This is a genomic window from Aliiglaciecola sp. LCG003, assembly GCF_030316135.1.
Classification (GTDB): domain Bacteria; phylum Pseudomonadota; class Gammaproteobacteria; order Enterobacterales; family Alteromonadaceae; genus Aliiglaciecola.
In genome coordinates, this window is the sequence record NZ_CP128185.1 from 2,670,326 (window position 1) to 2,689,506 (window position 19,181).

The following is a 19,181-nucleotide window of genomic DNA, read 5'->3' on the forward strand; positions in this document are numbered from 1 at the left end:
TTATTTGCCCTCCATATCAACAATCCATGTATCTTTACTACCGCCACCTTGGGAGGAATTCACCACTGTCGACCCTTTAACCAAGGCCACCCTTGTCAAGCCGCCCATCGTAACGCTGATGTCTTTGCCGCTGAGTATAAATGGTCGTAAATCTAAATGTCGCCCTTCAGCTTCTGTGTCGATAACCGTAGGCGCAGTAGAAAGCAGTAACATAGGCTGGGCTACGTAATTACGGGGATCCTGGTTAATTAACTCACGAAATTCATCATGCTCTTTAGCACTAGCGTGAGGTCCAATCAACATACCGTACCCCCCTGATTCATTAGCAGGTTTCACCACCATTTGCGCAATATTTTTCAGTACATAATCTCGCTCATCAGGGTTGATGCATCGATAGGTTGGTACATTGGGTAGCAGTGCTTTTTCATTCAAATAGTATTCGATTATCTGTGGCACGAAACTGTACACAACTTTATCATCTGCTACTCCCGAACCAGGCGCATTGGCTAACCCTACATTCCCCGCTTTCCACGCTCGCATGATGCCGGGCACCCCAAGAGTAGATTCAGGATTGAATACTTCCGGATCTAAGAACCAGTCATCAATACGGCGATAAACCACATCTACTCGGCTCAAACCATTGATGGTACGCATATAGACACAATCATCATCCTGAACCACTAAATCATCACCAACCACCAGCTCTGCGCCCATTTGTTGTGCCAGGTATGCATGCTCAAAATAAGCCGAATTATAGATGCCAGGAGTGAGGACTACGATTTCAGGCTCTTCAATTTTGCGCGGCGAAAGATTGGCTAGCATGTCATATAATTCAGATGGGTAGTTGTCCACTGGGAGGATATTGTATTGCTCAAACATTTCAGGGAATACACGCTTCATCACCTGTCTGTTTTCCAACATATATGATACCCCAGAAGGGACTCGTAAATTGTCCTCAAGTACATAAACAGTGCCATGATGATCACGTACCAAATCCGATCCACAGATGTGTGCCCATACACCAAAGGGTGGTTTTACGCCTTTGCATTGAGGTAAGAAGTTTTTCGATTTTTCTAGCATTTCAGCTGGGAACACGCCATCTTTAATGATACTTTGCTCATTGTAGAGATCATCAATAAACATATTTAGCGCTTTGACACGCTGAACTAAACCTAATTCAATTTCCTTCCACTCTTTAACATCGATAAGACGAGGAATAAGGTCGAAAGGCCAAGCCCGATCAATAGAGCCTTCCTCATCATTATAAACTCTGAAAGTGATCCCCATAACATGGATCGCGGAGTCCGCAGCGGCTTTGTATTCATTTAGTTCAGTATCATTAAGCCGATACAAGTAGTCGCACAATGCCAATGCATGTTCTCGTGGCTTACCTGTATCCTCTAACAACTCATCATAGAAGTTGCCGACCGAATAGTTATCCCAACGAATAGCCATGTTTACTCCTGCCAAAATCTGTTTGAATATTTAGTATACGAACTTACGTTAATAAAGACAGTAAAACTCTTGATAACTCTGATGTTTTAACCTTAATATCGGTAATTAGCCGGGCCAAACAGTGAAGTCAGTTGACCTTTGCTCAAGCCCAAAACGTGCCTTTAGGAGAATCAAATTGACCTATTGTTTAGCCATTAGCTTAAATAAAGGATTAGTCTTTGCGTCTGACTCACGCACCAATGCGGGCGTAGATTATGTCGCGACCTACAGCAAGATGACTCGATTTGTATTTCCACACAATCGTACCTTAGTATTATTAACCTCTGGCAGTTTAGCCACCTCTCAAGCGGTTATTAATGCCATCAATAAAGATATAGCAGATCCGGAGGCTAAATTTGACATCTCCAAAGGTAAATACCTGCATGAAGTGGCTCAATATATCGGACAGCTAAGTCAAGCTGAGCAAAACGCCCATGCGGACGCCATGGAAAAATCTAAATCCAGTGCAGAGTCGAGCTTCATTTTAGGAGGACAAATTGAGGGTGAGAAGTGTGAGATTTTCTTGATCTATCCGCAAGGAAACTTCATCACTGCATCGGCTGATACGCCTTATTTGCAGATTGGGGAAAATAAATACGGTAAACCCATTTTGGATAGGATCATTAGCCCCACTACATCTCTAGAAGATGCTGCGCGCTGCGCCATAGTTTCGGTTGATTCTACCATTCGAAGTAATATCTCGGTAGGGCCACCCATTGAGTTAGCTATTCACACTGATGGCGTGATTGAACAGCCCTACCATAACGTGCTAACAGCCAATAGTATGATGTACAAGTCAATCCAAAAGCAGTGGAATTTAGGATTGAAGCGGGCATTTAATCGTCTACCCCGCTTTGACTGGGAGAAGCCTAATATCACTAAAGAAGGTTAACTCATTAACCTTCTAAAACCAGCTCATGTATAAAGCGCAGCTTATCCAAAGCAGTAATGGAGATAACGAAAGGGTACGCATCATCCAAGCCCATGCTGCGGTTGAGTGCATTTAATACCGTAATTAACCGACTCCAATCATTAAACAAATGAGTAAAACTGGTAGCAGCATACACGTGATCATGCTGTCCGACGATAGGAATAGGATTGGCGAGCACATTGCCAGCGATACTAAAATCACAATCACTGGCGGTTTCTAAGGTATCCAGCATATGCAGATAATGTGCCCACGTCTCAGCCCAATCTTCCCATGGATGCATGCTTGCATAAGCACTTATCCAGACATTTTGCCAATTCGGTTTAGGACCTTCGGCATAGTAAGTATTCATGGCGCCCATGTAATCGATTCTCTCATCGCCAAATAGCTTGCGGAACTCTTCCAGATTATCGGTATGTGCCACCAACCTATCCCAATAATAATGGCCTGATTCGTGGCGAAAATGCCCCAACAGGGTGCGATATCGCTCTTGCATTTTCTCACGCATATGCACGCGAGTACCATGGTCCGCTTCGTTCAAATTAATGGTAATTAAGCCTGAGGCATGGCCGGTGGTGACGACATTTTTCACTGTAAGTTCATTCCCAAATTCGTCTTGGGTTTCATCTTGTAAAAAGGCAAAGCCAAGACCAGATTTAAGATCGTGTTTTTTGCTTACTATGGGTAGGTTAAGTTTAATTAAGGTGTAGAGCAGACGGCGCTTGGCTTGCTCCATTCTAAACCATAGGGTTATATTCTGCTGTTCATCTAAATTGGGGATAACTTGATTTAGTCGACAAGACGAGCAATATTCCTCACAATCTTCAATTAGCAACATCCAATTGCATACATCGTATTGCACATAGTTCTTGCACTGGCGGTATAATTTACCGTTACTGGAAGCCTGAAGTTGACCATTTCGATTTCGCGTAAAAGCACTAAGTTGAGTATCGTCAGGGATGAATCCCAATAACAAACCACATGACACACATTTGCTATTGGCAAAATGAAGGGTATTACCACACTGGCAGGTAAAAGTTTTCAAATAATATCCTCGAATAAACGAAATCCAAACTCAATGAGTGCAGATTATAGTAGTGGTAATTCTTAAATGGCTAGCACAGCTTGTAATATGAACTATGGTAGAAATAAAAACTGGCACTGAAGTAGCCTTGCAAAATCGGTTCAAAACTGTCGAGAGACAAATGCGATAAGGAATTAGGAATAGCAACTTAATTTGAATAAAAATGGTGCGTCCGAGTAGACTCGAACTACCGACCCCCACCATGTCAAGGTGGTGCTCTAACCAACTGAGCTACGGACGCACTGTATTGCTGTAGAAAAAGCTTAAATCGAATGTCTTAAGCGGCGCGTATAATAACGATGCTATTGATTATCTTCAAGGAGTTTTTCGTGCATTTATGACTGTTTGCGTAATTTATACACATAAATAAGCTTTGATGACTAAAACACAAAGGGTTTCACTTTGTCTGCAATCTGTTCATCGTCCATAGCGGCAAGGAAAGCTTCACCCAATTGGTCACTTTGTTTAATCACTTTTTGCCAATAATCGATTCGCTGTTGAGCTGGCATGGTTTCAAAATCCGTGCGATCTGGAATTTTTTGGTACGGCAGTGACGTCACAAACTCTGCAGAGGGAACCGCCATGACAACTTTGTCGTAACTACTTTTGTGTGGCAGACGGTTGCGCAATGACTTATCAAACCAACCAGGGATAGGTTTAGGATAAAAATGAGGATAAAATACCAGCCCATTACTTGGGCCAAATGTTAAGTCGAAGTGATAATCAATAATACCACCATCTCGATACATACCTGCAGGGGCCCCATTGATATTTCTCACTCCTTCAATAACAATTGGGATGGAACCAGATGCCATTAAAGCCTGAGTTAAATTCGCTTTACTCAATTCAACTGAATAAGTTGGCATATTATTAGGATCGTGGATCACCAATTCACTGCTTGGTGATGCGAATACATAGCGCTGATAAAACTGTTTCAAATGGCGCCGACTAACAAAATTAGCGCCCGCACTTGCTATCAAACCAGCCATTTGCACTGGTCGATTTTCAAATTTGGTAAGCCCTTTGCAACGTGCGACTACGAAATGAGCCTTGATAATCGGGTTGTGGATGATTTCATCCATTCCATTTTCGCCCAATACATAATCCAACAACTCTATAGCCGAAAGCGTTATTTCTTTAGCAGTGGGTTTATCCGCATAAGTCGTGTGCGAATATTTATCGGCCAGGCGATTAATCGCCGCAACGGGATCATTTTGAGCAAAGCAGGCAAAGCGAAAGGCTCCAGCCGAAGAACCAACAATATGCAGCGGCGTTTTACGCTCAGCAAAAAATTGTGAAAATACAACTCTATCCAATCCGGCTAAGCTAAACCATTTTGGGCCGCCAGAGGCTCCCAACATATAATCAAACAGTTCTTGTTTGAGACCATGTTCCTTAATTTCCTTGAGCGCTGTTGGCCCAGCGTAAATATCCAGCAATTGCACGTCATTACTCGTGTTGTCTAAAGAGAGGCTAATGTAGCAAGCAAACTATTATTTGCAAGCCTGAAGTTAATCTATTGATATTTATATTATTAATAATTGACTATAGATGGCGTATCGCTGCGTTGTCGCAATTGATAATGTCTGCAAATTTGCCACAAACGGACGCTGCGCGCTCAGTTACAAGCATATTGCGGTGATTTAACCAGAGTTGGATTACTTACCCACAATCGTACTTTATCACCGCCATTGTTCTAAACTCACCCACACATGGGCCTATAGCGATATATAGCGATAGCAACAGCTACACTCTGTAATTTAGTAAACCTTCATGTTATCCACAGTCCCATATTCACTTGCTCAATAAAAGACGCTCCGCCCTGTTGATAACCCGCTCTACGGGTAAAAAAACCATGGTTGATTGAAAACCAACCAGTTAACTTTTATTGTTTAAAATCAATTGGTTGATATAGATATAAAGTTTCCTCAACAAGGTTATCCACAGAAACAGTGGATAACCTTGGAAAACTTTATTATCACAGCTAAGACTTGACTTAACTCCACGCATAAGCAAAATGGCAGTCCGACAATAAAGGATTACCGATGCCAAAACAGACACTTGCAGCTTTGCCTGATATTTTTGTTATTCACAGCCTACCTGTACAAGCTGAAATACCTCCTCAAGTAATGAATGCTTCATTATATTTCATTGGTAAGACCCATGATGAACTCTCTATCGTTGTGCCTCAAAGTGTTAATGTGGACTCTGAAGAATCAGATACGGATTGGCGTGTTCTGGAAGTGTTAGGTCCGTTAGAGTTGTCAATGGTGGGTATTATGGCTCAGATAGGCAATGTACTCGCAACAGCCAAAGTCAGTATATTTATTGTGTCTACTTTCGAGACTGATTTTTTCTTAGTTAAACAAAAAGATCTATCTACTGCGGCAAAGGCATTGGAGCTAGATGGCTATAAAGTTATCCTGTAATGTCATTATTTAGCCGCTTGGTGGATGAAAGCAACTTACCAACTTATAGCAAAAGAATTGACATACTTAGTCCCATATCTGGTGCAGTGAAAAACCTAGATGAAGTTGATCAACCTCTATTCCAACAGAGATTATTCGGTGAGGGGGTAGCAATCGACACTTCAGGTTACCAACTGTTTTCACCTTTTGATGCTAAGGTGCTGGAGTTTAAAGAAACAGCTCACCGCATAGTCGTTAAAGACAAACATGGTTTACGTGTGCAGATTCAATTTGGTGCGGCTTCTCACAAATTATTCGGTGAAAGCTTCAAACGTAAAGTAAGAGTAGGTGAAATCGTCAAACAGGGGCAAATTTTATTAGAGTTTGACCCTCGAAAGCTACGCTTAGCCCTCGAATGTCCTATATTTTTTGTCACCTTACTCAATAGTGACAAAGTTAGAGGGGTTAGCCTCAAGCGACAAAAAGTGTCTGCAGGTGAAGATATTCTATTTTCGGTATTCATTTAACAATCTGGGTCAGCGCATCATTCATTCAAATGCACTTTGCTACTATATTGATAAATCGTTATATTTCCCCACAAGTAAACAACGGAAGATATCCAAGCTTATGACTAAAATGTTCGGCATCAAAAACTGCGATACCATCAAGAAAGCTAAAAAGTGGTTAGAAGCCAATCAGATTGACTATCAATTTCATGACTATCGTGTAGATGGCATTACCTCTGACTGGCTTATAGAGGCAGAGTCCAAACTTGGCTGGCAAAAATTGTTAAACCAAAGAGGTACTACTTTCAGACAACTGTCCGAAGAAAAGAAACAGAACTTAGATACCCAATCTGCCATCGCGCTTATGCTGGATGCTCCAGCGATGATCAAGCGCCCAGTACTTATCCACAATGGCGAATATCACCTCGGGTTCAAACCCGCTGAATATGAAGAGGTGTTTAAGTGAGTTCACCAACTGTTGAGCTAACCAAAGAGCTGATAAATCGTAAATCTGTCACGCCCAATGACGCTGATTGTCAAAAGTTGATGGCTGACATACTTGCACCGTTAGGATTTGACATAGAATCTATGGTATTTGCCGACACGACCAATATGTGGGCACGTAAAGGTAAATCAGGCCCACTATTTTGTTTTGCCGGCCACACTGATGTGGTGCCCTCTGGTCCTGAAGCCCACTGGCAAACGCCGCCGTTTGAAGCCACCGAAATAGGTGAATACCTACATGGCCGTGGTGCCGCAGATATGAAAGGCAGTTTGGCAGCTATGTTAGTGGCAACCGAGCGCTTTCTTAAGCAGCATCCAGTGCACAAAGGCAGTATTGCCTTTTTGATTACCAGTGATGAAGAAGGTCCTTTTATTAATGGCACGACGAAAGTCATTGATACCCTAGAGGCTCGAAACGAAAAAATTGATTGGTGTCTAGTAGGTGAGCCTTCCAGCACAGAACAAGTAGGTGATGTAGTCAAAAATGGGCGCAGAGGTTCGCTTACCGGAGACCTCATTGTAAAGGGAATTCAAGGCCATGTGGCTTATCCTCATTTAGCCAAGAACCCCATCCATTTAGCGTCTCAAGCGCTGGCAGAACTAGCCCAAAGCCACTGGGATGATGGCAATGAATTTTTCCCACCCACCAGCTTTCAAATCTCCAATATTAATGGTGGCACAGGCGCAGGCAATGTCATACCTGGCGAACTGGCGATATGCTTCAACTTTCGTTTTTCAACCGAGGTCACTGATAAACAATTGATCAATCGTGTATACGAGATCCTTGATCGGCATGGATTAGACTACGATATAAATTGGACCTTCAACGGCCAGCCCTTCCTGACTGACAAAGGCGCACTGGTTGCTGCAACTCAGAATGCAATAAAAGCACAAACCGGTCTTGAAACTGAATTATCCACAGCCGGCGGCACCTCTGATGGTCGTTTTATCGCACCAACAGGGGCTCAAGTTATTGAGTTGGGACCGGTGAATGCCACAATTCACAAGGTAGATGAAAAAGTCAAAAAGACGGATTTGGAATTACTGGCCAATATCTACTTCGACATTTTATGCCGATTAATGCTGTAGTGAACGCCAAACATTGGATGGGCCTTGTGGACGACCACATTGAGCCCATAGATGAAAAGCATGGATTAATAAAGGAAGTGGTTCATGCCTTTTTTCAAATGCAAAGTGCCGCTTTACTTGATGGTGTCGACATGCAACTGGTCAGTAGCTTCCGTAATTTTGATCGGCAATTGAGTATTTGGCAAAATAAATGGCAGGGAAAAGCCTCACTATATGATATCAATAGCAAGTTAATTGACCCGGTGAATCTCACCGTAGAGCAAAAAGTACATGGGATTATGACGTGGTCTGCCCTGCCAGGCAGTAGTCGTCATCATTGGGGAACAGACTTCGATGTGTACGACAAGCAAGCTGTCCTCGATACCGGTCATAGATTTGAATTGATTAAACCGGAATACGAGCTGGGCGGTCCTTGTCATAGGTTAAATTGCTGGCTGACCGACAATGCTCAACAATTTAACTTCTATCGTCCTTATCAATATTACACTGGTGGAGTGGCGCCAGAGCCCTGGCATTTAAGTTATCAGCCATTAGCGCAAAAGATTATCGCTGAACTAGACTTAAACATATTAAAACATCAATTATCGACTACCGACATGGGTGGCAAAGAGTGGATTATTCCTCATCTTGCTGAACTTTTTCACCGTTACACTTTAAATGGTCATTGAACATGAATATCTGGTTGATCGTAACTTTGTTAATTGTAATTGGTTTAGTGGTTGGCAACATTTTAATGCTTAAAAACAGTGCTAATATGAAAATGGAAAAAACTAAACTAGATCCTAAGCTGGCAGAAAAAGTAGCAGCGTCCAATCAACGCAATAAAGAATATGATGAGAAGCAGTAGAGCTTGAGCTAACAATGAGAATAACCCTATTAGCCAATCGCGACTTAGCCAGTCTATTCGCCCTCAATCTACTTGTTCGACAAGCCCCTCAACATACCTATACGGTGCTACTTTCGGCTAAAGTGGGCGGCAGTTCAAGTAAGCCGGCAGGACTGCAACAATTATCCTTTTTTGAGCAAACTCTATTCAACCAACTCTTGTTTCCCCTTATCGAGCATCAAGCTCACACGCCTAGTTGTTTGCGAACCTTTGAGCAATTGAACCAAGTCGGTATAGCAATTAGCGATATAGCCAATATTAACAATTCTCAGGGAGTACAAATTGTTGCTTCACACAAACCGAACTTAATTTTATCAATTCGCTTTGGTCAAATATTACAACAAGCCATTATCGATATCCCTGAATACGGCGTGATCAATCTGCATTCCGGAAAATTACCCGAATATCGAGGAGTCATGGCCACATTTTGGGCCATGTACAATCAACAGCAACACATCACATCAACCCTTCATTACATTGATTCAAGTAAAATAGATGCAGGTAGCAGGATATCTTGTGCAACCCGGGATATTGATTTCAGCAAGTCATATTTGTCCAATGTATTAAGTTTGTATCCGCAGGGCGTGCAACAGATTATTGGCGCGATTAATTTCATTGAACGAGGTGAATCTGTGCCATTACAACCGATGTCTTTAGCGACACAGGCTCACTATTATACTTTTCCAACTGACGAACAATTGCTGCGTTTTAATCAATTAGGTTATAGCCTTGTGGACTATACTGAAATACTAGAAATATCCCGCTGGTTTACCTCCTCCTGTGAATATCTAGCCCTAGAGGGCTAGATATTCACCAACGAAGCGATTACTCTTCAAAGCGCACATAGTACAATTGAGAGGTATCAAAATTTCCTGCTAAACCTTGATGATACAAATCACATATGGCTTCAACCCCAGTGCAATTATGGGTATGAAGCAATGGTTTAATATGCTCAAAAAAGGCAGACCAAGCATTGCCATAGCGTTGCATAAAGCCTTGGCCACCCCACTCTTGCGTGCGCTTTTTGACTTGACTCGGCGCAAAGAAAAACTCACCTTTGAGATCACCTTCAAATCGCTTCATCTGTGATTTAACATCTGTCACACCAATATAAATCATACTTTGCATATACTCAGCCAAGTGCGTTTGCAAATTAAGTAGCAGTGGCTTGTTACCCGAGAAATCTAACACGATAGCGTCATCTTTATTACTTATCCCCTCATATTCGTCATAACTGAGCACCTCGTCATAGCAACCACTCTTTTCGGTAAAGATCAGATTAGATGGAGAAGTTAATCCTATCACGCGGTAATTACCCGCCCGTGTAGATTTAAAATGCTTTAATAGAAATGCTGCGCCGTAGGCTGTCTTGCTCGATGCACTGGTAATAATAATTTGTAAAGTAGAATCTGTGATATGTTCGGCAACAAAGTCATCTAACACAAAGGACGTCATAAACAATGGACGGAAATTTAGCTGCCAAACTTCCTGGGCCGGATCATAACCAGGATCCTTGGCACAGCGGATATATTGGTCATACACTGGTGAAATGCTTTTTCTAGTCGGATTAACATCGTAAAAGTTTGATTCGGTGGTTTTCCCTGCGGTTATCCGTAAATGGGTCGCAAAGGGTAAATAACCAAACACTTTTTCACCAACTTTTAAATCCCTATGGTTAGATTGTTCAACAGTCGCAAAGCCCCAAACCGGCATGATGCCAAATCCACTGCTAGCTTCAAAGAAGCCCCAATACCCCATTTGGCTTCCTAGTAACGCGTAAGTAATGTTATTAGCTGAAAAACCAAAGGATTGTACCTTTAATAACACTTGGTCCGGACCGAGTTCAGATGTGTTAAAAGATTTATGTACTATTTTTAGGTCCGTCAAATCAGACTGGTTAATTTGAATTTGAGTATTGGTGATAGTTGTCATTTTATATCCCTTGTGTAACTAAATGGCTAACAGGTGCTCATTGCATCAGCGCTTTATTGCTATCATAGTAGTGACTGCCTGCTTGCATTATCACAAGTTTGAATAACACAAAATAATAGGGATGAATTTATGCCGATCCATGATTTAGTCGTATTCGGTGCCACTAGCTTTGTAGGCAGTATAACCTGTGCCTATTTACTCAAACGATACCCTCCTGGAAACCAAGAAGTTAGTTGGGCAATCGCGGGGCGTAGCCATGAAAAACTGTCGTCGTTGCGCGCTAAGCTAGGTCCGGCTGGTGAAAAACTAGCCATAATTGTCGCTGACGCATCTGATCAGCAAGCTTTGTCAAATCTATGCCAGCAAACTCGGGTTGTTATTTCCACTGTAGGGCCCTATGCCCTTTATGGGGAAGCGTTGGTAAAAGCTTGCGTCACTGCAGGAACAGATTATTGTGACTTGACGGGCGAGCCTCAGTGGATAGCCAAAATGCTCAGACGCTACGAAAAACTTGCCCAAATTAATGGTTCTAGAATAATTCATTGTTGCGGCTTTGACTCTGTGCCATCTGATTTAGGAGTGTTATTTATCCAGAAAATGTCTCTAGATCAGTTAGGCTCTAATTGTAAAAGTGTTAAAATGCGTGTCAAAGCACTCAAAGGCGCAGCCAGTGGTGGGACGGTTGCCAGTATGATGAATATCGTAAAAGAATCGGCAAAAAGTAGAGAGCTGCGACAGCTATTGGCTAATCCCTATGCACTGTGCCCTGCTGAACATAACTTCTCAGCACATCAACAAAACCTCAAAATGGCGGAATTTGATCTAGCCAGTAATTCATGGATAGCACCTTTTATCATGGCGGCAATCAATACTAAAATTGTGTTTAGAAGCAACGCGCTAATGCACAACCGCTATGGTGACGATTTTACTTATGACGAGGCTATGATGATGGGCAGTGGCACAGCAGGATGTATTTCTGCTTCCGCCCTATCAATTGGTTTACTTGGCTTCATGCTGGTATCAGCATTACCACCAAGTCGTTGGTTTTTAGAAAAGGTGGTGTTGCCAAAACCTGGGGAAGGCCCGTCAGACGCTGAACAGCAGGACGGATACTATGATCTAAGATTTTTTGGACAAACCCCTGATGGACTAGCTATTCAAACTAAAGTGACCGGTGATCAAGATCCCGGTTATGGCTCAACAGCAAAAATATTATCGGAAACGGCGCTATGCCTGCTGCTGGATCAACCAAAAGCAAAATTAGCCGGTGGATTTTGGACCCCTGCTTCCGCCTTAGGAGAAAGCCTGATTGATAAACTCGAACACTATGCTGGTATGACGTTTTCCATTGAAAAAATGCCTGCCTAGGACTCATTCCAGCGGGATCTATGGCGATAGATTGATGTTTGTCTTAGAGATAAAACTAATGCACTACCCTCTTTTAACTGCTGATCAGTCATTACACATAAAAGGATCAATTCATTTAAAGCCATACAATTTAAATCTAAACCTTAAACTTTCGACCCATTGGCTGATGACAGGACTCACTCTAGCTAATTACCATCTATCAAGATCAACAAAGGTTTGCTCTAATTGAGGTATAAACCAATCTTCAAATAATTTAATTTTAGGCCATTGAAAATGATTCTCTGGCGCGACTAAATACAATGAAAATGGGCTAGGTTGGGAATAATTTAACAATTTCACTAATTTACCACTGAGTAAATGATCAGCCACCAAACTCTTATTTACTATGGTAAAACCTCTACCTGCAACAGCATTTTCTATTAGGGTAACGGAATTATTAGCCCGCAAAATGAATGTCATTTGGTGCTGCGCGATACCATATTGTTCGCATAGTTTGGCAAAAATAGGTTGGATTACTCTAGTAGTATCTTCTAACCAAGGTAAGGAAAATACCTTATCTGCTTGGTTTCTCTCATCTAAACCAATAATGTCTGGGCTTGCGACTAATATAACCTGATCACTAGCCAATTTTTTTTCGGTTAACCCTGCATAATTCCCTCCTCCCATTCGAATGGCTAGGTCGATATCACCAGAGTTAAAATTAACTAAATCATTACTTGGAGCAATTTGGATCATCAGTTCTGGATGCAGCTTTTGAAAATGTTGAATTCGCGGTAATAACCACAAAGACGTGAATGAAAGAATGGCGGAAATTCGTAATATAGTAGGTTTAGTGTCACCCGAAACCGCTTTTATACCTGCTTGAAAATGCTCAAACCCTTGTTCGATAAATGGCAGAAGCCGCTTACCAGCAATGGTCAACGATGTTTGTCGATTATTTCGATCGAATAACCGTAAATCTAATTGTTCCTCCAAAAGTTTTATCTGCTGACTTACTGCTGCTTGAGTTACGTTTAACTTTTGAGCTGCTAGCTTAAAACTATTTAGTTGACCGGCTAGCATAAAAAACTGTAGAGACTTAAGAGGGGGAAGATAACTCTTCAAAACAACCGCCTTTCACATAGTTAAGATAAACTTAACTATACTTCATTTTTTATCGTTTGTTCAAGTAGCCTTTTAGCACTAATCTTTACCTCGCAGTCACCTTTAAACTATGGAGAAATCATGAAAGCTATCATACTTAATATTTTAGTAGCCATCTTAATTGGGGCTTTAGCGGTAACACTAAGCGCGAGTGCCTCAAATAAAAAATTGCCCGGCAAATTATTTACCGGCAAGGGATATCCCTATAACTTACTTCTATCCAGGGGAGGGTCAGTCAAGATAATCTATACTGAAGAACAGCAGGGCATTAACTGTCGTGTTATTGCTAACATACAAGGACAGAGCGTCAGTAGTGACCAAAATGTAGTTCAAAAGAGTGATTTTGAACGTTCACCTTTAGCCAGTTGCTTACCAAGAGAAGTCGCTAAACACTGGCTAGCAAAAACCTTTGATTAAACTAGATTTATACATCTGATATTGATGTAGGCAAGTAGAATATTTCATTGCGCCGCTGCATTAGCAGTGGAGCAATGTTTGACTAAATAGGCCTGAATGTGAATTTAGAAAACACGATTTTTTGTTGAGATATTATCAACATCGAGACATCCATTATAAATATTATCAAGACACCCATTCCCCAACATTATTATCAAGACACCCATTCCTAGACTGTTAAAGTTTCAATCTTCGACTAGGCTTTAAGGACGTTAATCAACCATGGATGGATGATGTATGCCTCAAGCTCGAAAAAATCAAATCAGCTTAATCGATACCCCTTATTATCATTGTGTTTCCCGCTGTGTACGGCGTTCTTTTTTGTGTGGCGAAGATGAGTACACGGGACAAAGTTATGAACATCGCCGGGACTGGGTAGAATCTCGTTTGTTATTTTTAGGTTCGGTATTTGCCATTGATATCGCGGCCTATGCGGTGATGAGTAATCATACCCATGTGGTGCTGTGTGTGGATAAAGACCTTGCGGGCAGTTGGCCTGACAAAGAGGTCCTTAGCCGTTGGCATCGATTACACAAGGGCACGTTACTCACACAAAAGTATTTACGCGGTGATGCGCTTAGTACTTGCGAGCAACTGACAGTGGATGAAACCGTTGAGGTTGTCCGTCATCGCTTATACGACATCAGTTGGTTTATGCGTGAATTAAATGAACACATTGCTCGTGAAGCCAATGCAGAAGATGGCTGCACGGGCAGGTTTTGGGAAGGAAGATTCAAAAGCCAGGCCTTGCTAGATGAAAGCGCGGTGCTAGCCTGTATGGCCTATGTGGATTTAAACCCAATTCGCTCCAAAATGGAAAGTACGCCAGAAACCTCCAAGCATACTAGTGTGTTTCAACGTATTCACGCCCTCAAAGAAGGCAAACAACCTGCTTCTCTGATGTGTTTTGTAGGTAATTATCGACAAAACATGCCCAAAGGTATCGCCTTTGCATATTCCGGTCCATCGGGATCACCTTTTCTGGCTATTCGGGATCACTGATTCTGATTTCATCGGGATCATCTATTCCGGTTTCATCGGGATCACTTTTGGGATGTCACCAGAATGATGACTTCTACCTAATAGAATCTTAATTGACGCGTTGATATTCAACATATTTGCTAGCCTAGTTCCTTTTTGTCTGGAGCAGTCATGGCTACAAAGAGGTTTACAATGCGTAATATCAGAGAAATCCTACGACTTCATTTTGAAGCCCAGCTCAGTCTACGAAAAATCAGTATCTGCACGAAAGCCAGTATTGGTGGTGTGCAAAAGTTGCTTGCTAAAGTTAAGCACTGCGAACTTACTTGGCCGTTACCCGATGATATGGATGACGTTGCGCTGGCAAGATTGTTGTATCCACAATCAGACCCTAGGCCGTCCCGCCACTATCAGTTGCCTGCTTGGACTGAAGTGCATCAAGAACTCAAGGGCAAAGGCGTGACCAAGCACCTGCTGTGGGAGGAATATACCCAGCAGTATCCTAATCGCAGCTATAGCTACTCGCAATATTGCCATCATTATGAGGTATGGCGTGCTAAACAGCGCCGTTCCATGCGCCAAATCCATAAAGCGGGCGAAACTCTGTTTGTCGATTATGCTGGGCAGACGGTGCCAATTGTCAGCGGTAGCTCTGGTGAAGTACGCACCGCACAGATATTCGTTGCGGTGATGGGCGCAACCAACTATACCTTCGCTGAAGCGACCTATAGTCAGAGTTTGCCCGACTGGCTGAATAGTCATGCCAGAGCCTTTAACTTCTTAGGCGGTGTGCCACAAATGGTGGTGCCAGATAACTTAAAAAGCGGAGTAACTAAAGCCTGTCGTTACGACCCTGATGTGAATCCGGCGTATCAACAACTGGCCGCTCACTATGGGGTGGCTATTGTGCCTACCAGGCCGTATAAACCTAAAGATAAAGCCAAGGCTGAAGTGGGTGTGCAAATCATTGAGCGCTGGATATTGGCACGCTTACGTCATCACACCTTCTTCTCATTGGCCGAGCTAAACACCTGCATCAAAGCCTTACTGGTTGAGGTGAACAACAAGCCCTTTAAACAGTTCAAGGGCAGTCGCCGAACTTGGTTCGAGTCCATTGATAAACCGGTGCTCTTGCCGCTGCCTAAACACACCTACCAGTACACCGATATCAAGCAGGTCAAAGTCAATATTGATTACCACGTCCAGTATGATGAGCACTTGTACTCAGTGCCCCATCATCTGGTCGGCGAGCGCATTGAGCTATATGCCAAGGCCAATGTGATTGAATTACTGTTCCACAACAACCTCGTTGCTAGTCACGCTAGACAGTATCGCGCAGGCATGAGTACCACACCCAGTCACATGCCGACCCAACATGAAAAACATCATCAATGGTCCAAAGGCAGACTCATGAATTGGGCCAAAGATATCGGTGGCGAGGTGCTTGCTTGGGTCAAAACTCAGCTCAACAGCAAACAGCATGAGCAACAGGCTTATCGTGTGTGTTTAGGTCTACTGAGCCTGTCTCGCCAATATCCACCACAGCGCATCGACAAGGCCTGCGCCATTGCCAACCAACACAGTCTTTATCGACTCAAGCACATCAAAGATATCCTTAGTAGCAACCAAGACAAACTGCATCCTGATACACCGGAACAGCCCTCACTGCTACCCCAATCCCACGAGAATATCCGTGGCCCACAAAGCTTCCACTAATCAAGGAGACATCATGATAAATAATACTCTCACCCAACTACGCCAGCTCAAACTCACCGGCATGGCAAAAGCTCTGACGATGCAAACTGAACAACCTGGCAACTACGATGCTTTAAGCTTCGATGAGCGACTCCAACTGATGACCGACTGCGAACAACATGAGCGGGAGCAGCGTAAACAACAGCGATTGCTCAAAGCCGCCAAATTGAAAATCAACGCCACTGCACGGGATATAGATTACAGCCAGCCAAGGGGACTAAAGCAAGCTATGATGGCCTCTCTGTTGCAATGTGACTGGGTAAACAAGCACCAGAACCTGCTACTCACCGGTCCTTGCGGCAGCGGTAAGACTTATCTGGCCTGTGCTTTAGCGCACACCGCTTGCACCAAAGGTTACAGCGCGAAATACTACCGACTCTCTCGATTAATGCTAGAACTGACCCAAGCAAAAGCTGATGGCACCTACAGCAAGGCGCTACAGCATCTGGCCCGCATGAACATGCTCATTCTGGATGACTGGGGGCTGGAACCACTTAAAGCCGCACACCGGAACGATCTGATGGAAATCATGGATGATAGAAACGGCAGCTCATCGACTGTGATCATCAGTCAGTTACCGACCGATCAGTGGTATCAGTCTATTGGCGATAATACGTTGGCAGACGCGATTCTAGACAGGCTCATGCACAACGCTCACCGGATCAATTTAAAAGGGGAGTCGATGAGAAAAATACAATCTGAGTTGACCCATCGGGATCACTTAGGGTAAAACACAGACTCGTCCAATGCGTCAAAGATTAGTGATCCCGATGAAACCGGAATGACTGATCCTTATCACCAGAATATGCAGCCTTCAGCTTGATTGATTATTGTGTACTAGTTGATAGCACTGGCAGAAGTCTTCGAGACGACAAAGCCGGATATATTGACCATAGCCAGAGCGACATTCTTCAACGACTAAACATCAATACAGAGCAATGGCTGGCACTCACCACTGAATTCGAAAAGCACTTTGCCACCGCGGTGGGCAGTGAGCATATGCTTCAGCAGTTCAAGCGTCACACAAAACATCAACGCATAAGAGGCATGGGTAAGGCAAAAATATTGTTCAAACACGCATAACAACATCAAATCATCAAGTCTCTGCATGCCACAATAAGCGGGTAATTTCGGCTGCTTAGGATTTGGTAAATCGACCGACTTATCAAATGAATAACCGATATCGTATTCAAAATCTGCAGTTAGGCATTATTTTACCTACCCAGAACTAAGACACTTTGACTATCCAATATTGTCTAAATTACCTCCAAAGCGTAACTTACAAACATGGGTGTCATATTAGTAGGTGATATTAGTATGGGTGTCATATTAGTAATATTAATAAAGGCTCATCTCCGGGATGAAAAAAAGCGACTTTGTTATGGTTTTTTAAACCTGAATGCGAACCTATCCTGTAATCCTTCAAAATCTCCCCACGGCTTAGTGTGGTCGTCGTTTTTGTTTCTTAAAACTTTGCTAGTACCATCAAGAACGAAGCCAAACCTTTTAAACTCACTGATCACAAAATCTTCATCTATTCTATGGAGCGTGCCAATTGCCTCAAGCCCTGATCCTTCCATTGCAGCATTGTCGAGAACCACGATTGTCCCTCCAGGTTTTAAAGAGACATATAGTGTTTGTAGCAGTTTTTCATCCATCTCTTTATTTAAATATATATCGTGCAATATGAAGAAAATAACCACTGAGTCCAGAGCGTTTTCATTTATATTATTTTCAGTCAAGACGGTATTTAATTCTAAAAGACTATGTTGTCGGAGGGGGACAACATTTGACAACCGATCATTGTTTAATCTTTCTTCATTGTAAAGAAAGTGCGCGTAAACTTTACCTGAATCGCCGACCAACCAGGAAATCAATTCAGTGGTATAACCTCCTACAGCGCCTAATTCCAAAACTTTGTTACCTTTCTCAATCTGGGTAAAGGGCAGAATCAAAGATGGCTTTCTTTTTACATCATTCTCAAAGTCTGACTTTAGCCTCTTTGGATGTTCGATTGCACTTTCATAGTTATTATGAAGAGTTTCTTCTTTAGCATTTAGGTGATGACTGGTTAAAATCACAATTGCAGACAAAGCAGCAAAAAATTGAAGGTATGATTTGATCAAGTTAATTCCTTTTATGGTTTAATGAAAGAAACCTAGAATTGAAGGCTAAATATTATTCATGATATATCATTGAATATGCTTGATTTAGCAAAAAATCGCTTTATGGGCACAATCCAATTGGCCTGCAAAAATTGCAGAAAATGGCGTTTGTTAATAATGTTATTATGACAGAGCAACTTGGTAATTCGACCGACAGTTCCCCTTGGTATTCTCACTACTATAGCTAAATATAGATATCTAAATGTTTACGGCCATGTTCATCAATTTCCGGCAACTCAGGATCTAATTTATCTGAGTCTTTTGCTGACTCTTCTTGCTTATCTTTTTCTTTAGCAGGATTAGGCGCTTTGCGCAGATACTTCTCGCGGGCTTCGCGCTCTTCAGTATTAAGTTCTTTTTCCTCGTCATTCAAAGGCCGTAACTTAGCCTCCTTTTCTACCTTTTTCACCCGCAGTTCATCTTTCTCAATGGCTGCTTTGCCCTCGCGAGGTAATATTGAAAAAATTAAGTCATTACTCATA

Annotated in this window: 19 protein-coding genes, 1 tRNA gene and 2 pseudogenes; 14 read left to right on the forward strand and 8 right to left on the reverse strand. The window is 42.5% G+C overall.

Features of this window, described 5'->3' with window-relative positions; genetic code table 11:
• A complete protein-coding gene (locus QR722_RS11440; RefSeq protein WP_286282989.1) occupies positions 1-1,455 on the reverse strand; it encodes a circularly permuted type 2 ATP-grasp protein in 1,455 nt (484 codons plus the stop codon).
• A gap of 175 nt (positions 1,456-1,630) precedes the next feature.
• Between QR722_RS11440 and QR722_RS11445 the strand changes: the two genes are divergently transcribed.
• The gene (locus tag QR722_RS11445) at positions 1,631-2,386 is read left to right on the forward strand and encodes a proteasome-type protease (RefSeq protein WP_286282990.1); all 756 of its coding nucleotides are present in this window, start codon (positions 1,631-1,633) and stop codon (positions 2,384-2,386) included.
• A 4-nt stretch (positions 2,387-2,390) separates the two neighbouring features.
• Here QR722_RS11445 and QR722_RS11450 read toward each other — a convergent pair whose 3' ends face one another.
• From QR722_RS11450 to QR722_RS11460, 3 genes are all read right to left on the reverse strand, one after another.
• Positions 2,391-3,467 carry a zinc-binding metallopeptidase family protein gene (locus QR722_RS11450; protein ID WP_286282991.1) on the reverse strand — a complete coding sequence of 359 codons (1,077 nt, stop codon included), beginning with the start codon at positions 3,465-3,467 and terminating at the stop codon, positions 2,391-2,393.
• Between the two features lie 203 nt (positions 3,468-3,670).
• A tRNA-Val gene (locus tag QR722_RS11455) sits at positions 3,671-3,747 on the reverse strand.
• Between the two features lie 139 nt (positions 3,748-3,886).
• Positions 3,887-4,951: a patatin-like phospholipase family protein gene (locus QR722_RS11460; RefSeq protein WP_286282992.1), complete on the reverse strand. Its 1,065-nt coding sequence runs from the start codon at positions 4,949-4,951 to the stop codon at positions 3,887-3,889.
• A gap of 600 nt (positions 4,952-5,551) precedes the next feature.
• On the opposite strand from QR722_RS11460, the gene QR722_RS11465 reads away from it, so the two are divergent.
• The 7 genes from QR722_RS11465 (at position 5,552) to QR722_RS11495 (ending at position 9,705) form a co-directional block, all read left to right on the forward strand.
• Positions 5,552-5,935 carry an ACT domain-containing protein gene (locus QR722_RS11465; RefSeq protein ID WP_286282993.1) on the forward strand — a complete coding sequence of 128 codons (384 nt, stop codon included), beginning with the start codon at positions 5,552-5,554 and terminating at the stop codon, positions 5,933-5,935.
• Entirely contained in the window at positions 5,935-6,441 is a 507-nt protein-coding gene (locus QR722_RS11470) for a PTS sugar transporter subunit IIA (protein WP_286282994.1), read from the forward strand. The genes QR722_RS11465 and QR722_RS11470 overlap by 1 nt, the downstream gene beginning before the upstream one ends.
• 100 nt (positions 6,442-6,541) lie before the next feature.
• Positions 6,542-6,886, forward strand: coding sequence for an ArsC family reductase (locus QR722_RS11475; RefSeq protein WP_286282995.1), 345 nt, complete (start codon positions 6,542-6,544; stop codon positions 6,884-6,886).
• The gene (gene dapE, locus QR722_RS11480) at positions 6,883-8,013 is read left to right on the forward strand and encodes a succinyl-diaminopimelate desuccinylase (RefSeq protein ID WP_286282996.1); all 1,131 of its coding nucleotides are present in this window, start codon (positions 6,883-6,885) and stop codon (positions 8,011-8,013) included. The genes QR722_RS11475 and dapE overlap by 4 nt, the downstream gene beginning before the upstream one ends.
• A 17-nt stretch (positions 8,014-8,030) precedes the next feature.
• Positions 8,031-8,681, forward strand: a complete 651-nt coding sequence (locus QR722_RS11485; protein WP_286287650.1) for a M15 family metallopeptidase — start codon at positions 8,031-8,033, stop codon at positions 8,679-8,681.
• Between the two features lie 2 nt (positions 8,682-8,683).
• Complete coding sequence (locus QR722_RS11490; protein ID WP_286282997.1) at positions 8,684-8,860, forward strand: DUF2897 family protein; 177 nt, start codon at positions 8,684-8,686, stop codon at positions 8,858-8,860.
• 14 nt (positions 8,861-8,874) lie between these two features.
• The gene (locus tag QR722_RS11495) at positions 8,875-9,705 is read left to right on the forward strand and encodes a formyl transferase (RefSeq protein ID WP_286282998.1); all 831 of its coding nucleotides are present in this window, start codon (positions 8,875-8,877) and stop codon (positions 9,703-9,705) included.
• 19 nt (positions 9,706-9,724) lie between these two features.
• Here QR722_RS11495 and QR722_RS11500 read toward each other — a convergent pair whose 3' ends face one another.
• Complete coding sequence (locus QR722_RS11500; RefSeq protein WP_286282999.1) at positions 9,725-10,831, reverse strand: DUF2855 family protein; 1,107 nt, start codon at positions 10,829-10,831, stop codon at positions 9,725-9,727.
• A 129-nt stretch (positions 10,832-10,960) separates the two neighbouring features.
• On the opposite strand from QR722_RS11500, the gene QR722_RS11505 reads away from it, so the two are divergent.
• A complete protein-coding gene (locus tag QR722_RS11505) occupies positions 10,961-12,199 on the forward strand; it encodes a saccharopine dehydrogenase family protein (protein WP_286283000.1) in 1,239 nt (412 codons plus the stop codon).
• Positions 12,200-12,388: 189 nt separating this feature from the next.
• Here the strand turns inward: QR722_RS11505 and QR722_RS11510 are convergent, their stop codons facing one another.
• A complete protein-coding gene (locus QR722_RS11510; protein WP_286283001.1) occupies positions 12,389-13,303 on the reverse strand; it encodes a LysR substrate-binding domain-containing protein in 915 nt (304 codons plus the stop codon).
• A gap of 120 nt (positions 13,304-13,423) precedes the next feature.
• Between QR722_RS11510 and QR722_RS11515 the strand changes: the two genes are divergently transcribed.
• The 5 genes and pseudogenes from QR722_RS11515 to QR722_RS11535 all read left to right on the forward strand — a co-directional run.
• Positions 13,424-13,759 (forward strand): hypothetical protein, encoded by a 336-nt coding sequence (locus tag QR722_RS11515; protein ID WP_286283002.1) that lies wholly within the window; start codon positions 13,424-13,426, stop codon positions 13,757-13,759.
• Positions 13,760-14,035: 276 nt separating this feature from the next.
• Positions 14,036-14,752: pseudogene (locus tag QR722_RS11520) on the forward strand (transposase); the annotation flags it as partial.
• Positions 14,753-14,950: 198 nt separating this feature from the next.
• Positions 14,951-16,495 (forward strand): IS21 family transposase, encoded by a 1,545-nt coding sequence (gene istA, locus QR722_RS11525; RefSeq protein WP_286283003.1) that lies wholly within the window; start codon positions 14,951-14,953, stop codon positions 16,493-16,495.
• 10 nt (positions 16,496-16,505) lie between these two features.
• Positions 16,506-17,264, forward strand: a complete 759-nt coding sequence (gene istB / locus QR722_RS11530) for an IS21-like element helper ATPase IstB (protein WP_286287614.1) — start codon at positions 16,506-16,508, stop codon at positions 17,262-17,264.
• A 68-nt stretch (positions 17,265-17,332) separates the two neighbouring features.
• A pseudogene (locus tag QR722_RS11535) lies at positions 17,333-17,617 on the forward strand (hypothetical protein); the annotation flags it as partial.
• A 296-nt stretch (positions 17,618-17,913) separates the two neighbouring features.
• Here the strand turns inward: QR722_RS11535 and QR722_RS11540 are convergent.
• Both QR722_RS11540 and QR722_RS11545 read right to left on the reverse strand, forming a co-directional pair.
• Positions 17,914-18,660: a class I SAM-dependent methyltransferase gene (locus QR722_RS11540; protein ID WP_286283004.1), complete on the reverse strand. Its 747-nt coding sequence runs from the start codon at positions 18,658-18,660 to the stop codon at positions 17,914-17,916.
• Between the two features lie 223 nt (positions 18,661-18,883).
• The gene (locus QR722_RS11545) at positions 18,884-19,180 is read right to left on the reverse strand and encodes a hypothetical protein (RefSeq protein WP_286283005.1); all 297 of its coding nucleotides are present in this window, start codon (positions 19,178-19,180) and stop codon (positions 18,884-18,886) included.
• Position 19,181: the final 1 nt, after the last annotated feature.